Consider the following 15,238-nt stretch of genomic DNA (forward strand, 5'->3'; position numbering starts at 1 on the left):
TTGATTTTCTATAGACCTGATAATACTCTTCTAAATGTTTTATGTGATAGTTGCTCATTTTGCTGTTGATGTGTTTATTGGTTATGGTTTATGAGGTTATGAGGTTATTGTTGATAGGTTTATAAGGTTATTAGGTTATGCGTTTATGTGTATTTATCTAGTACATGATAAAAACATCTCATAATATCAAAATAGACCCCTCCGCCTATCGGCATACCGAAAAATCGGCACAAGCTATCCCCTTAAAAAAAGGGGAGGACTTATTTAAGAAGCTTGTTTTATTGATTTGAACTTAATGACATTTTTACCATGAACTTAATTATTGATTATACATTTTTAATTATTCATTATTTAATGGTCGGAAGCTTCGCCTGCGCCACTTGGTATTCTAATGTTTTCCACAATATCCTGCACCTCTTGCGGTGGTTCCGGTGTAAACTTCATAATAACAATGGATACTATAAAGTTAAGAATCATGGCGACAGTACCAAAACCTTCGGGCGAAATTCCGAACCACCAGTCATTTTTATTGGGAAGTACCACATCAAACCATCCTAATTTGTATTTAATCATATACAATAACATGGCTGTAATTCCAACTACCATACCTGCAATGGCACCTTCTTTATTCATTCGCTTATAAAAAATCCCCAGGATAATGGCTGGAAAAAAAGATGCTGCTGCCAACCCAAAAGCCAAAGCAACCGTTGCGGCCACAAAACCAGGCGGGTTTATACCGAAATATCCTGCTACACAAACAGCGACTACTGCTGATAAACGTGCCGCGATTAATTCGCCATTTTCTGAAATATTTGGGTTTACCATTTTTTTGATCAAATCATGGGAAACGGATGATGAAATTACCAATAACAAACCTGCTGCTGTTGATAATGCTGCGGCCAATGCACCCGCTGCCACTAATGCAATAACCCAGTCTGGCAATTGTGCAATTTCAGGGTTTGCCAATACCATAATATCATTATCTACCACCAATTCGTTTTTAGAGGTATCAGCTACGTATTGAATGAGTCCGTCGTTATTTTTATCATCATAAGTAATTAAGCCTGTTGTTTCCCATTTTTTGAACCATTCAGGCACATTGGCATAAGGTTTATTTGAAACGGTATCAATTAAATTCATTCGTGCAAAAACAGAAACTGCAGGAGCTGTGGTATATAAAATTGCTATAAGCAACAACGCTATTCCTGCCGATTTACGAGCATCCTTAACACGTTTTACCGTAAAAAAGCGAACAATAACATGTGGTAAACCTGCCGTTCCAACCATGAGTGCCAATGTAATGGCGAACACATCAATCATCGATTTAGAACCTTCGGTGTATTCATTAAAACCAAGTTCGGTGCTCAATCCATCCAATTTATCCAGTAAATAGGTGCCCGATCCATCGGATAATGTACTTCCAAACCCTAATTGTGGTATGGGATTCCCCGTCATTTGAATGGATATAAAAATAGCTGGTACCATAAACGCAAATATCAACACACAATATTGGGCCACTTGTGTATATGTGATGCCTTTCATACCGCCAAGAACGGCATAAAATAAAACGATGATCATACCAATTATCACGCCTGTATTAATATCTACTTCTAAAAAACGTGAAAAAACCAAGCCAACACCACGCATTTGTCCTGCCACATAAGTAAACGATACTAAAAGTGCACAAATTACCCCGACAAAACGCGCCGTGTTAGAATAATAACGATCGCCAATAAAATCGGGGACGGTAAATTTTCCGAACTTGCGTAAATACGGTGCTAAAAGCAACGCCAAAAGTACGTAACCTCCGGTCCATCCCATTAAATACACCGCACCATCATATCCTGCAAACGAGATGATGCCCGCCATGGAAATAAACGACGCCGCACTCATCCAATCGGCAGCAGTTGCCATTCCGTTGGCTAAAGGGGAAACCCCTCCTCCTGCTACATAAAAGTCTTTTGTGGAACTTGCCCGTGTCCAAATAGCGATACCTATATATATTGCAAAGGTAACTCCTACTAAAATATAGGTCCAATTTTGAACACCTATCGACTCCACTAAAAACAGATTATTCATCATAACCATATTTTTTGTCAAGTTTGTTCATCAGGCGAACATATACAAATATAAGTATCACAAACACATAAATGGAACCTTGTTGCGCAAACCAAAACCCTAATTTAAAGCCTCCCATTTTTATTTGATTTAGTGCATCTTTAAACAAGATTCCAGCACCATACGACACTAAAAACCATATTGCCAAAAGTATTAAGAGATACCTAATGTTTTCTTTCCAATAGGCTTTTGCATTGTTTTTTGTCATGTTCTATTCTGTTTTAGTTGGTTACTGTATTTCTTAAATTCCTTAATAACTTTTGGTGCTAAAATTAAGGTGCTTATCATGGTTGGTAAAGCCATTAAAGCAAAAACACCGTCAATTAAATTTAGCATGGCACTAAAAGGTGCCATAACCGCTAATATAATACTTAATATATAAATGTAATTATAGTAATGTTTTTTGTCCGCACCTATCAAAAACCCCAAGCATTTCGATCCGTAATACGAATAAGAGAACAAAGAGGACACACTAAATATCAGCACACAAACCATCAGCAAGTATTTGCCATAAACCGGCATGGTTTCATTAAATGCGGATGCTGTTAAACTCACCCCATTATCGGAGGTGGTTTCCCAAACCCCTGTTACCAAAATAGCCAATGCGGTAAGCGTACAGACTGCCAAAGTATCAATGGCAGGTCCTAACATGGCAACCAAACCTTCACGAATGGGCTCATTGGTTTTTGCTGCGCCATGTGCCATGGGTGCTGTACCAATGCCTGCTTCGTTTGAAAATGCTCCCCGTCGAATGCCCAATAAAATCAAAGCTCCCAAAACGCCTCCTAAAAACGCATCGCCTTTATAATTGGCAGCAGCAAAAGCATCTGTAAAAATTAAAAGTATATATTTTGGCACCACTTCATAATTCGCAATTAAAATGATGGCCACCAAAACAAAATAAAGCAATAACATGGCAGGCACCAATTTAGAAGCAGCATTACTGATGCGTTTTAATCCACCAAATATAATTATGGAAGTAAGCGATGCCAGAACAAAAGCAATGACCAAATTGGATGCCAACCCTGCTTCTACCCCGTTTGGGATTAAAACAATATCGTTTATGGCTTGGGTTAATTGGTTGGCATTTACAACGGGCAAAGCGCCAACCATTCCAAAAAAACTGAACATAATCGCCAATGGTTTCCAAGATTTTCCTAAACCTTCCATAATGAAGTACATGGGACCTCCCTGAATTTCGCCAGCACTATCCTTTCCGCGGTACATGATAGCCAATGAACAGGTAAAAAATTTTGTAGCCATCCCTACAATAGCACTTACCCACATCCAGAACATGGCTCCTGGGCCCCCAATGGAAATGGCTACGGCAACCCCGGCAATATTACCCATGCCAATAGTGGAAGACAAGGCGGTTGACAACGCTTTAAAATGACTTATCTGTCCGGAATCATTTGGGCTGTCATACTTACCCCGAAGCACTTGAAACGCATGGCCTATATACCGAAAAGGTAAAAATCGCGATAAAATTAATAGATACAACCCGCCACCTATCAGTAATACAATGAGTGGCAATCCCCATACATAGGCTGCAAAGTTTTCAAAAAACCGTTCCATTAATCATCAATAACTTAACTATAATGGCATAAATATATCATTTTATTTTACAGTAAATTCTAATATTACAATTACAGGATTTAAATTATTAGAAGTATATTTATCCCTGCTAAAACAAAACTGTTGCAAACAAATCGTTTATATTTCATCGATGCTGTTAGGGCTTTCGCTATTTTAATGATGCTCCAAGGGCATTTTATAGACACTTTAATAGACCCTGTTTATAGAGACCCTGCCTATACTGCTTACAATCTATGGTCTTACTTTAGAGGCATCACAGCACCCACGTTCTTTACTATTTCGGGTTTGGTTTTTACCTATTTATTATTGCGCGCCAATCAAAAAGGAAACGACCAGAAACGTATTAAAAAAGGAATTTTTAGAGGTTTATTGTTAATTGCTATTGGGTATAGTTTACGTGTCAATATCGTAAGTTGGCTAAGTGGTTATTTCAATACCTATTTTTTAGTGATAGATGTATTGCAGTGTATTGGGCTATCGCTTATTATTTTAGTTTTTCTGTATACTTTATTTAAAAACCACAGCTATATATTTTCCATTGTTCTTTTTAGTATAAGCATAATCTGTTTTTTAACCGAGCCTTTGTACAGAAATTTAGAAATACACAACCTTCCCCTTGTTATATCCAATTATATGACCAAAGCAAATGGGTCTGTGTTTACCATTTTACCTTGGTTTGGATATTCGGCAGCAGGCGCCTTTTTATCTACGGTATTTTTTAGGCACTCGCACAGAAAACAATTTAAGATATTTACCATCATTACTTTTTTTGCTGCAGGAGTCGTACTTATTTACTACTCTACAACCATACTTTTTAATTTGCACCGCTTAACGGGTGTTGACTTGTTTTACAGATGTGCCGATTTTAATTATCTGTTTATCCGCATGGGCAATGTACTCATATTATTTGGGCTCTTTTACACTTTTGAACGCTACTTAAAGCAGTCCATTATTTCAAGAATCGGTGAAAAAACATTATCGATGTATGTTATTCATTTCATCATTCTTTACGGAAGTTTTACGGGCTACGGTTTAAAAAATTTATATTCAAAATCGCTTACTCCAACCGAAGCGATCATTGGTGCGGTACTTTTTGTGGCGGTGGTGTGCTTTATTGCGTTCTATTACGCCCGAACTAATCATTTTGTCTATAGTTTAGCAAGGAAAATAGGCAATAAATTTAAAAAATAACTCATGGCGTTTGATGCCTTTTTAGCCGATAGAATCCGCCAGCAGTTAAAACAAAAACATACCCCGTTTGAAGAACTGAAAATGATGGGCGGTCTATGTTTTAAGGTAAACGGAAAAATGCTCTGTGGCATTCATTTAGATAAAAGATTTGGTGATCATTTACTCATGGCACGTGTTGGTGAAGCGGTTTATGAATCCGAACTTGAAAAACCGAACTGCTTACCAATGGATTTTACGGGTAGCCCCATGAAAGGGTATATTTTCGTGACACCCGATGGTTTTGATTCTGATGATCATTTATCCTATTGGTTGGATTTGTGCTTGGCTTTTAATCCTTTGGCGAAAGCCAGTAAGCCGAAAAAGAAGAAATAACACAGGTTATTCTTTTTCCAAAAGAAAGTTTCTTAACTTCATGGGAACTTCTATTATCATATTAAATCGCCGTTTATACCATGTTTGCGAAGCATTCCCAATGTAGATAAAGTGATACCTCCCGATAGAGCTATCGGGAACCCTTTAAAAAGCAAATAGTATCTATATATGAGGAGAGATTTACCGGTTATTTTGCACAGATCCTTAGTATTTTTTAGATTTTTAAAACTAACTTCGTAGCCAATGAAAAGGTTGCTTTGGTCTAAACAGAAAACAATACCAAAAGACGCCGCTAAAAAAAATACCATGGACACAAACACCAATTTAGCAGTACTTATTGATGGCGATAATATCCCGTCGGCACACGTAAAAGAGATGATGGAGGAAATCGCTAAATACGGAAACCCCACCATTAAACGTATTTATGGCGATTGGACCAAACCGCACCTGTCAAAATGGAAAAACCTGTTGCTTGAAAATGCCATAACGCCTATACAGCAATACGGTTACACCACAGGAAAAAACGCCACCGATTCTGCCATGATAATTGACGCTATGGATGTGCTATATTCAGGGAAAGTGAATGGTTTTTGTTTGGTGTCCAGCGATAGCGATTTTACCCGATTGGCCGTTAGGTTGCGAGAAGCCGGTATGCTAGTGATTGGTATTGGCGAAAAAAAGACCCCGAACCCATTTATTGTGGCGTGCGACAAGTTTATTTATGTTGAAATATTAAAAAACAAAGCCGATTTGGAAAACGTTGATGTGAATGCCAGCAAAAACAATGTTGACAACATTACCCCAAAAGATATTGAATTGATCAAAACCACCATTACGGATGTATCCGATGATGATGGGTGGGCTTTTTTGGGCGATGTTGGTAGTTTATTGCAAAAAAAGCAACCCAATTTCGATTCCAGAAATTTTGGTTTTGATAAGCTGACCCCTTTAATAAAATCGATAGATATTTTTGAGTTGGAGCAACGCGAAAACCCAAAAAGTCGCCATAAATTAATTTTTGTCCGTATTAAAGCGAAACAAGTTATTGTTAAAAAGAAGCGGAGATAAGCCCCCTAACCCCAAAGTGGGAATTCTCAAGGTTGTGGCTGTTCGTAAAGTTTGTTACCCGGTAAAGTAATCGCTTTTTAAAATGGCTCCATACCATTCAGAATAAACTCTTCTTCATGTTTTTTTTTGCTTTGTGCAGCTCTGTGTTTGCTTTGTGTATCTCTGTGCCATAGCTACTATACAAAAATTTATTATTTATAACTATTTAATTTTCAATTATAATTTATTTTAATCACTGTTGTCCGATAAAAATGTTTACAGACTCTTATTAGTCCTGTTTTTTAGGTTGTTTCGCTCTATTATTAGCGTTTTGTTCTAGTTTTAGAATTATAATAAAAATTTCGATTTCCAAAAACATAAAAAAATAATTAAACTGTTTATCAATTAGTTACAATCAAGTCTATATTCTTTATTCTGACAGCGAAGCGGTCTTAATTCTTTAACGGACAATAATGTATCTTAATATGTACCCCTTATATGAGTAACCCGAAACCTACTTTGGTAGAAATAAAACAATCGCCATTACACGGAAAAGGTGTATTTGCCACTCAAAATATAGCCAAAGGCGAGTTACTGGTAATAAGCCACATGGTACCCATACACATTAACGAAAATTTACCTGAGTTACTGGCAACCCTTCAATTTCCTTGGACGGACGAATATGATGCCATTTGTTTAAGTAATGCCGGTAGCTTTTTTAACCATAGCGGCCAACCCAATGCCGAAATTGTTGCACGCGATTTTACCAACCTAACCCAAACATTTGCAGCCAAAACCTCTATTGCCAAAGGCGATGAAATTACCATTTATTATAATGATGCTTTTGAGGTGTTTGTTGGTGGGTAGTTGTTAATAAGAAGCCATTCTACTTAAATTTATTTAACCCAATTCAGACTATATTTGTAATTTAGTTTTCAAATGAATTGCCTCTACCAAAGGTAGGAGATACCAGTAGTAATTCCTTTTTATTTCGACGCTAACGTCTTGGAATTATACGAAGCAATAAAAAAACAAGAACATGACCAAAGAAACTGCTATAAAACTATTTGAACAGCAACAAGTACGCACACAATGGAACGATGATGAAGAAAAATGGTATTTCTCAATTATAGATGTTATTGCCATACTTACAGATAGTGAACGTCCCAGAAAATATTGGAGCGATTTAAAAAGCAAGATAATTAAAGAAGGAAGTGAGTTGTCCGAAAAAATCGGACAACTGAAAATGCAGTCTTCGGACGGTAAATTTTACAAAACCGATGTAGCAGATACCGAACAATTATTTAGACTTATACAGTCTATACCGTCTCCAAAAGCAGAACCCTTTAAACTTTGGATTGCCAAAGTCGCCAGAGAACGTATAGACGAACTGGAAGACCCAGAAATTGGTTTTGACCGCTTAATGGAGACCTATCTAAAAAAAGGATATAGTACAGCGTGGATAAACCAACGCCTAAAAAGTATAGAAGTACGTAAAGAGCTTACTGATGAATGGGACAAAAGAGGTGTAAAAAAAGGGCAAGAATACGCTATATTAACCAATGAAATAACCAAAGCTTGGAGTGGATTTAATGTAAAAAACTACAAACAACTAAAAGGTTTAAAAAAAGAAAATTTGCGCGACAATATGAGTAATTTAGAATTGGTTCTCAATATGCTTGCAGAAGCTACAACTACTGAAATAAGTAAAGAAAAAAAGCCAAAAACATTTACCGAAAACAAAACCATTGCCAAACAAGGAGGTACCATTGCAGGAAATACACGCAAAGAAATTGAAGCGAAAACAGGAAAAAAAGTAGTGAATAAACTTTCGGCCAAAGATTATTTAAACGACAAAAAGAAACTTGATCAATAATTAGCAACACAAATTTAAAGTTGGCATATAGCGTTACCATTAACAAGCTGTGATTCTGAATCAAGTTTAGAATGATGCCATTTTTTTTGTTGAAAACTTTCCATGTAAATATTATATTACATGTTGGTTTTATGATTTTAAAAAATTAACTTCGCTATCTTATGATATAAATAATTAAAACGATTTCATATCAAATCGTTGGCCATCATTATAACTAACAACTAAACAATGAAAAATTTATTCAGAAATAATCCTTACCTCATTCTTTTTTTAAGCATCATTCTTTTTACAAGCTGTAGAAAAGAAACCATATTTAGCGATGAAAATTTAGCTCAATTTTCAGAATCTGTAAACCCTGAAGATATTAGACATCATATTGCTGTACTTGCAGATGATAGCCTAAAGGGTAGACTTCCAGGCACGCCGGAATATGATAAAGCAATGGCCTATGTTGCAAATAAATATAAAGAATTTGGACTTAAACCATTTGGAAACAAGGAGGGAAACACCTACTATCAAACTTTAACGTTGCGAAATTCTGTGGTTAAAAATGAGCAGTCTTTTATGATTTTAAATGATACAGATAGCTTACAAGTCGGCATAGATTATTTTTATATGGGGAATGCCAATGAGGTTTTAACCGAGTTTTCAGGAGAACTTGTTATCGCTGGTCATGGCATCCAAGCCCCAGAGTATGGTTTTAACGACTTTGAAAACCTAAACGTAAAAGGGAAAATTGTAATTATATTTTTTGGTGCCCCAAGCTCTTTACCAGCAAGCGAAAGAGCTTATTTTAGTAATATAGCCACAAAAATTGCAACCTTAGATAATTTAGGTGCTGCAGGGGTTTTATTTGTTATAGACCCAGGCGGAAGAGGTGGTTTTGAAGGTGTTTACGAAAACATATCACTAAAAGGAGTGAATAGTGTTATCATGCCCGATGGAAAAGCTTTAGGAAGAACTGATTTTGGTAAAAATTTAAAATTCGGAGGCTTTTTTAATTGGGAGTCTTTATCACAGCTTACGGGATTGACTTCTGAAAATTGGAAAGCGTACAGTGAAAATGGAGCTACACTGCCGCAGCCAAAGAATACCGTGCAATTAAAAGGAAAAGTAGTCACAACTTTCAAAGAAATAGAAAGTGCCAATGTTATCGGACTTTTAGAAGGTGCGGAGTTGAAAGACGAATATATTGTGCATACGGCACATTTAGATCATCTTGGTATTGGCAAACCAGTCGATGGAGATTCTATTTATAATGGTGCTCATGATAATGCTTCAGGAATTAGTGCTATGTTGGAAATTGCCAGATTATATAGCAAATTGCCTTCCAAACCAAAACGTTCTGTAATTTTTGCTGCTGTAACTGCCGAAGAAATGGGTTTATTAGGATCAAAATACCTTGCTGTAAATCCTCCGGTGGAGCAACAAAAAATTATAGCGAATGTAAATACCGATATGCCAACCGTAATTGCACCATTATTATCCATTGAGCCTTTAGGTGCAGAGCAAAGCAGCATAATGAATGTGGTTCAAAGAGTTGCGAAGCAGTTAGATTTGACTATTGATGCTGACCATGCTCCAGAAGAAGTTCGGTTTGTACGAAGTGATAATTTAAATTTTGTGTTGGAAAGAATTCCAGCTTTACGTATGAAGTATGGTTTAAAAACAGAAACTTCCGAAACTGGGTTAGATTCTATCATAAAGGCTTTTACAGCACAACATTATCATAAACCATCCGATGAATTAAATGACGCTATGTTTAATTTTGATGCTGCTAAAACCTATGTGCGGTTGCAATTTATGAATAGTTACCTCATCAATGTTTCAGAAGAAAAACCAACTTGGAATGAAGATTCCTTCTTTAAAAAATTTAAAAAATGACCACCATCAAAGACGGTGGTTTTTCAATGATAAATAAAATTGAGATAATATAAGAGAAAATAATAAACCATAGCTTTTAGACCAAGTAAGATAAATAATTCAGGTTAAGCATTATATCTTAACAACAGAAGAATCTTACGTTATGTTTTTTTACAAAAATTGAATTTAAAAATGAACAAGAAATCCATTTCGAACTGTATGGCAATCGCATTTTTTATGTTATCACTTTTTTCTAATTATGCAGTTGCCCAAAACAAGATTATTCAGAGACAGGATGCTTCAGGCGGAGAAGAGGTAATTATCACTTCAGATGATATTGAAATGCACGCTTTTATGTTTAGTCCGCCAAAAGGCAACAAACCCGGACCAGCAATAGTATTGGTACATGGTTGGATGCCGTATGGCACAAAGGCGAGTTGGGACACGAATTCGGCGAAACGTATAGCATCTCATGGGGCTACACCACCTTGGCGATAACAATGCGTGGCTGGCCTGATACAGGAGGTGAAGATGATTGTGGCTGGAAGCAACCGTATGATGTAGTAAATTCTTGGAACTCTTCATCGTGAAGTCCACCGAAAACCGAAGTGTCCAAATATATCCGCTGTTTTTTCATTTCATAAATTTACGAAATTCAGCGAGATGTTCAATTTTAGCACGATTTTTTTCGCCTTGTGCCTAACAACGTATAAAAATAATTGCTGCTTTAGTGTCTAACTAAAGGTCGTTGCTGTTTTGCTACGTCTGATTTTCCTGCGGAAAATCCTCGCAAGCAAAACCGCAACTAATCTTATACAAGCACGATAAGCATAACTCCAAAATAAAGTCTAAAAAAAAAGACCTTATTTCATAAGGTCTTTTTTAATTCTATATCATCTTAATTTCTAATTCAAATACGCCAACACGTTGGTTTCAATACGTTTTTGTATATCGCTTACATTACCTTTTACAAAGGTTTCGCCTGTAATGTTTTCATACAATTCAATATAACGCTCAGAAACGGTTTCAATATACGCATCACTCATAAAAGGTACGGTTTGCCCTTTTAATCCTTGAAAATTATTGGCTATAAGCCATTGGCGTACAAACTCTTTACTGAGTTGTTTTTGAGGTTCGTTTTTCGCTTGTCTTTCGGCATACCCATCAGCATAAAAATAGCGCGATGAGTCTGGGGTGTGTATTTCGTCTATCAATACAATTTTACCGTCTTTGGTTTTTCCAAATTCGTATTTGGTGTCCACTAAAATTAAACCTCTACTTGCTGCAATTTCGGTGCCTCTATTAAATAATTTACGGGTATAATCTTCCAACACCACATAATCTGCTTCGCTTACAATACCTCGTTTTAAAATGTCTTCACGAGAAATATCTTCGTCGTGGTCGCCCATTTCAGCTTTGGTTGCAGGGGTAATAATGGGTTCTGGAAATTGATCATTTTCTTTCATGCCTTCTGGCATGGTTACGCCACAAAGTGTGCGTTTTCCTGCTTTATACTCGCGTGCTGCATGCCCACTCATATAACCACGTATCACCATTTCTACTTTAAAGGGTTCGCATAAATGCCCAACAGCTACGTTTGGGTCGGGGGTGGCGGTTAACCAATTGGGAACAATATCTTGGGTGGCTGCCATCATTTTGGTGGCGATTTGGTTTAATATTTGTCCTTTATAAGGAATGCCTTTTGGCATTACCACATCGAAAGCCGACAGTCGGTCGGTGGCAATCATCACCAATTCCTCATCGTTGATGTTATAAACTTCCCTTACTTTTCCGTGATAAACTGATTTTTGTCCGGGGAATGTGAAATTGGTGGTCGTAATTGTGTTCATTAAATGCAGCTTATGGTTTGTGATACAAAAGTAATTTGTTTACGCATGCTAAACAATAATTAAATAAAAAAGGAGAAATATTTTATTTCTCCTTTTAAAATCCCCTTGATTTATTTAAAACGGATATTATAGGTTACGCCTACGCCAACCGTTTGCAAATCCACATCGTTTTCCGCAAATGTGTTTTGGTAAAAGGCATACAAATTCCAATCTCTGTTATGGTAACCAATTTGTGGGTTTACGTACAAACCGCCATCATTATTATCAATGTTCGTTAAAAACCCATAACCTACATCAGTACCTAAAAACAGCCCTTTAGGTGTAAAATAATAACGAATAAAGCCCGCGACAGGTATCACTCCGAAATCTTCAAAACCTTCTTTTGCGAAAAAATGACTATAACCAGAAGCGATACCAATGCCAAGGTTCGGATTCACTAAATATTGACCTCTTAAATCCAATCCTGCATTAAATGAGGCTCTATCACTGGCGTCACCTACTGGAACTCCAGCTGTTATTCCTGCTTTTAACCATGAGTTGTTTGGCGTAATGTCAATGTCCGTGTGTTGAGCAAAAATTGAAATTGACCCTATTAATCCGATTCCGATAACTAAAAATAATTTTTTCATGTTTGTTTGTTTTAAATGTTAATACCTCAAATCTCCATAACATAAGACCCAAATCATTTACAAGATTTTCATTAAAGTTTATAGAATTAAAATAAATATTAGTGAATATCACACTTAATCAATTGACTATCAAATTATAACAAGATTATAAACTAAAAATATTTAATTTCAAAAAAAAATACATCAATAAATCAAAGTCATTAGTAACATTGACCCCTCCGCCTATCGGCATACCGAACCTAATTCGGCACAAGCTCTCCCCTTAAAAAAAGGGGAGGAATTATTGAGAAGCTGGTCTTTTTGATTTTGTGTCAACTTATTTCAGTACGGGACATACTTAAAGAAAAAAGCCAATTGCGTTAGCAACTGGCTTTTATTAGGTTTATGAATGGACTTGTTTATGCGTTTATTTCAGAGCTGTGAACTGTTACTGAACACTGGTTTACGCTTAGCCCTGATTAAAGCGGCATCCTTTTTTATGTTCTCGATACATGACTCTTTTGGAGTTATACTCGAACTAACATAAAAAAGATATAGCGGAAAGCAGGTTTCAGCTTCTAAAAAAACTAATCGACGTGCTCAATACTTTTGTAAGCTTCGATAACCTTTTTAACCAATCGGTGACGAAGCACATCCTTATCGTCTAAAAATATCATCCCCACGCCTTCTACATTTTTTAATATCAACAAAGCTTCTTTTAATCCGGAAATGGTTCGGCGTGGTAAATCTATTTGCCCGGGGTCGCCCGTTAATAAAAACTTGGCGTTTTTCCCCATACGGGTCAAAAACATTTTCATTTGGTTGTGGGTGGTGTTTTGTCCTTCGTCCAAAATCACAAAGGCATTATCGAGCGTTCGCCCACGCATAAATGCCAATGGGGCAATTTGTATGGTGCCGTTTTCTATGTACAAGGCCAGTTTTTCGGCAGGTATCATATCGCGCAAGGCATCATACAATGGCTGCATGTACGGGTCTAGTTTTTCTTTTAAATCGCCGGGTAAAAACCCCAGGTTCTCCCCTGCCTCCACCGCTGGACGTGTTAAAATAATGCGCTTTACCTCCTTGTTTTTAAGGGCTTTAACCGCCAAAGCAACACCCGTATATGTTTTACCGGTACCTGCTGGCCCAATGGCAAAAACCATATCGTTTTTACGCACGCTTTCCACCAATTTGCGTTGGTTGGCTGTTTGTGCTTTAATGAGTTTACCGCCAACACCATGCACCAGTACTTCACCACTGGAATCGGTGGTGGAATAATCATCGCTGCTTTGGCTGGTCAATACACGTTCAATCACGTTTTCGTCCAGCTTATTGTATTTAGCAAAATGCGCCACGAGCATTTTCATGCGACGGTCAAATTCTTCCAACAATTCGTCATCGCCAAAGGCTTTAACTTTAGTACCTCTGGCGACAATTTTAAGCTTCGGAAAGTATTTTTTTAGGAGTTCGATATTGGCATTGTGGGCTCCAAAAAATTCTTTTGGAGTAATTTCTTCAAGTTCGATAATAATTTCGTTCAAAAGCGTGGCATGTATTTAAAATTTCTTCTGGGATAATTGAAAATATTGATTATCCAGACAAAATGATGTATTGGTTTTATTCAGTTATTTTAATTTAATGAACCTACATTTTTCATGTTAAACATAAAAATGAAAACAAAAATTTTATGTAGGTTTGTTGTTCATCCGTTAAAACTCAAAAATAAGCAAATTTGGGTGTACAAACGTTAAAAACATATCAACAATTTGCCAATGGCGATAATAACATTAACTACCGATTTTGGTGAAAAAGATCACTTTGTTGGCGCAACCAAAGGTGCTGTATATAGTGAATTGCCCGATGTTAGAATTGTTGATATCTCGCATGCCGTATCGCCTTTCAATATTTTGGAAGCGGGCTATATCATCCAAAACGCTTACAAGAGTTTCCCTAAAGGCAGCATTCATATCATTGGCATCGATTCTGAAATAACCATTGAAAACAAGCATATTGCCGTAAAATTGGATGACCATTATTTTATTTGTGCCAACAATGGGATTATGAGCATGATTTGCTCTGAAATTTCCCCCGATAAAATTGTTGAAATCAATATCCACGATAAAATACAGAGCAGTTTCCCTGTATTGGACGTGTTTGTAAAAGTGGCCTGCCATATTGCAAGAGGCGGTACCTTGGAAGTTGTTGGTAAAACCATACCCGAAATTAAGCCTATAAAAAACATTACACCTTTTGTGAACGATGATAAAAACCAAATGGTTGGTAGCGTTATTTATGTTGATAATTATGGCAATGTAGTGACCAACATTAAACGTGGCTTTTTTGATACCATTCAAAAAGGGAGGGCGTTCGAGATTTCGGCTCGTAATTATAAATTCAAAAAAATACACCAACGTTATAGCGATATTGTTAATTTTGAAATTCCTGAAGAAAAACGCAACGACGAAGGCAGGGGCATGGTGGTTTTTAATTCGGGCGGATTTTTAGAAATTGCCGTTTATAAAAGCAATAGTGCCACCGTGGGGAGCGCTTCCACATTAATGGGCCTAAAATTAATGGATGCGGTAAGTGTAAATTTTATAACGGAATCTATTTTGAACAAAGGATTTGAAATAGAGTGAGTAACGAGTAACGAATTTTGATTAACGAGTAACGAATTTTGATTAACGAGTAACGAATTTTGATTAACGAGTAACGAA

Annotated in this window: 14 protein-coding genes; 8 read left to right on the plus strand and 6 right to left on the minus strand. The window is 36.7% G+C overall.

Translation table 11 applies throughout. The features are described 5' to 3' along the window. Positions 1-351: 351 nt before the first annotated feature. The 3 genes from ACU1LP_RS17770 to ACU1LP_RS17780 are packed head-to-tail and all read right to left on the minus strand — an operon-like array spanning position 352 to position 3,693. Positions 352-2,052 (minus strand): sodium:solute symporter family protein, encoded by a 1,701-nt coding sequence (locus tag ACU1LP_RS17770; RefSeq protein ID WP_445731524.1) that lies wholly within the window; start codon positions 2,050-2,052, stop codon positions 352-354. 19 nt (positions 2,053-2,071) lie between these two features. Beyond that, complete coding sequence (locus ACU1LP_RS17775; protein WP_445731517.1) at positions 2,072-2,326, minus strand: DUF4212 domain-containing protein; 255 nt, start codon at positions 2,324-2,326, stop codon at positions 2,072-2,074. Continuing rightward, on the minus strand, positions 2,323-3,693 hold the full coding sequence (locus ACU1LP_RS17780) for an alanine/glycine:cation symporter family protein (RefSeq protein ID WP_445731516.1): 1,371 nt from the start codon (positions 3,691-3,693) through the stop codon (positions 2,323-2,325). The genes ACU1LP_RS17775 and ACU1LP_RS17780 overlap by 4 nt, the downstream gene beginning before the upstream one ends. A 123-nt stretch (positions 3,694-3,816) precedes the next feature. Between ACU1LP_RS17780 and ACU1LP_RS17785 the strand changes: the two genes are divergently transcribed. From ACU1LP_RS17785 to ACU1LP_RS17815, 7 genes are all read left to right on the plus strand, one after another. Beyond that, positions 3,817-4,905: a heparan-alpha-glucosaminide N-acetyltransferase domain-containing protein gene (locus ACU1LP_RS17785; protein WP_445731515.1), complete on the plus strand. Its 1,089-nt coding sequence runs from the start codon at positions 3,817-3,819 to the stop codon at positions 4,903-4,905. Between the two features lie 3 nt (positions 4,906-4,908). Continuing rightward, positions 4,909-5,277, plus strand: a complete 369-nt coding sequence (locus ACU1LP_RS17790) for a TfoX/Sxy family protein (protein WP_445731514.1) — start codon at positions 4,909-4,911, stop codon at positions 5,275-5,277. Positions 5,278-5,583: 306 nt separating this feature from the next. Further along, a complete protein-coding gene (locus tag ACU1LP_RS17795) occupies positions 5,584-6,345 on the plus strand; it encodes an NYN domain-containing protein (RefSeq protein ID WP_445731523.1) in 762 nt (253 codons plus the stop codon). 477 nt (positions 6,346-6,822) lie between these two features. Continuing rightward, entirely contained in the window at positions 6,823-7,191 is a 369-nt protein-coding gene (locus ACU1LP_RS17800) for an SET domain-containing protein (RefSeq protein WP_445731513.1), read from the plus strand. A gap of 172 nt (positions 7,192-7,363) precedes the next feature. After that, positions 7,364-8,200 carry a BRO-N domain-containing protein gene (locus ACU1LP_RS17805; protein ID WP_445731512.1) on the plus strand — a complete coding sequence of 279 codons (837 nt, stop codon included), beginning with the start codon at positions 7,364-7,366 and terminating at the stop codon, positions 8,198-8,200. Positions 8,201-8,428: 228 nt separating this feature from the next. Continuing rightward, positions 8,429-10,084 carry a M28 family peptidase gene (locus tag ACU1LP_RS17810; RefSeq protein ID WP_445736945.1) on the plus strand — a complete coding sequence of 552 codons (1,656 nt, stop codon included), beginning with the start codon at positions 8,429-8,431 and terminating at the stop codon, positions 10,082-10,084. A gap of 171 nt (positions 10,085-10,255) precedes the next feature. Then, positions 10,256-10,561, plus strand: a complete 306-nt coding sequence (locus ACU1LP_RS17815; protein ID WP_445731510.1) for an alpha/beta hydrolase family protein — start codon at positions 10,256-10,258, stop codon at positions 10,559-10,561. 407 nt (positions 10,562-10,968) lie between these two features. Here ACU1LP_RS17815 and ACU1LP_RS17820 read toward each other — a convergent pair whose 3' ends face one another. From ACU1LP_RS17820 to ACU1LP_RS17830, 3 genes are all read right to left on the minus strand, one after another. Next, entirely contained in the window at positions 10,969-11,913 is a 945-nt protein-coding gene (locus ACU1LP_RS17820) for a phosphoribosylaminoimidazolesuccinocarboxamide synthase (protein WP_445736946.1), read from the minus strand. Positions 11,914-12,023: 110 nt separating this feature from the next. Then, positions 12,024-12,542 (minus strand): hypothetical protein, encoded by a 519-nt coding sequence (locus ACU1LP_RS17825; protein ID WP_445736947.1) that lies wholly within the window; start codon positions 12,540-12,542, stop codon positions 12,024-12,026. 566 nt (positions 12,543-13,108) lie between these two features. Continuing rightward, entirely contained in the window at positions 13,109-14,062 is a 954-nt protein-coding gene (locus tag ACU1LP_RS17830) for a PhoH family protein (RefSeq protein WP_445736948.1), read from the minus strand. 231 nt (positions 14,063-14,293) lie between these two features. Here ACU1LP_RS17830 and ACU1LP_RS17835 point away from each other — a divergent pair, with 231 nt between their 5' ends. Then, the gene (locus tag ACU1LP_RS17835) at positions 14,294-15,160 is read left to right on the plus strand and encodes an SAM hydrolase/SAM-dependent halogenase family protein (RefSeq protein ID WP_445736949.1); all 867 of its coding nucleotides are present in this window, start codon (positions 14,294-14,296) and stop codon (positions 15,158-15,160) included. Positions 15,161-15,238 lie beyond the last annotated feature (78 nt).

This window comes from Mariniflexile sp., assembly GCF_052728615.1.

Bases quoted from the DNA above. Each gene is read 5' to 3' on its own strand.
- ACU1LP_RS17775 (WP_445731517.1), bottom strand. From the start codon at position 2,326: ATGACAAAAAACAATGCAAAAGCCTATTGGAAAGAAAACATTAGGTAT.
- ACU1LP_RS17780 (WP_445731516.1), bottom strand. From the start codon at position 3,693: ATGGAACGGTTTTTTGAAAACTTTGCAGCCTATGTATGGGGATTGCCA.
- ACU1LP_RS17790 (WP_445731514.1), top strand. From the start codon at position 4,909: ATGGCGTTTGATGCCTTTTTAGCCGATAGAATCCGCCAGCAGTTAAAA.
- ACU1LP_RS17795 (WP_445731523.1), top strand. From the start codon at position 5,584: ATGGACACAAACACCAATTTAGCAGTACTTATTGATGGCGATAATATC.
- ACU1LP_RS17800 (WP_445731513.1), top strand. From the start codon at position 6,823: ATGAGTAACCCGAAACCTACTTTGGTAGAAATAAAACAATCGCCATTA.
- ACU1LP_RS17805 (WP_445731512.1), top strand. From the start codon at position 7,364: ATGACCAAAGAAACTGCTATAAAACTATTTGAACAGCAACAAGTACGC.
- ACU1LP_RS17810 (WP_445736945.1), top strand. From the start codon at position 8,429: ATGAAAAATTTATTCAGAAATAATCCTTACCTCATTCTTTTTTTAAGC.
- ACU1LP_RS17815 (WP_445731510.1), top strand. From the start codon at position 10,256: ATGAACAAGAAATCCATTTCGAACTGTATGGCAATCGCATTTTTTATG.
- ACU1LP_RS17820 (WP_445736946.1), bottom strand. From the start codon at position 11,913: ATGAACACAATTACGACCACCAATTTCACATTCCCCGGACAAAAATCA.
- ACU1LP_RS17825 (WP_445736947.1), bottom strand. From the start codon at position 12,542: ATGAAAAAATTATTTTTAGTTATCGGAATCGGATTAATAGGGTCAATT.
- ACU1LP_RS17835 (WP_445736949.1), top strand. From the start codon at position 14,294: ATGGCGATAATAACATTAACTACCGATTTTGGTGAAAAAGATCACTTT.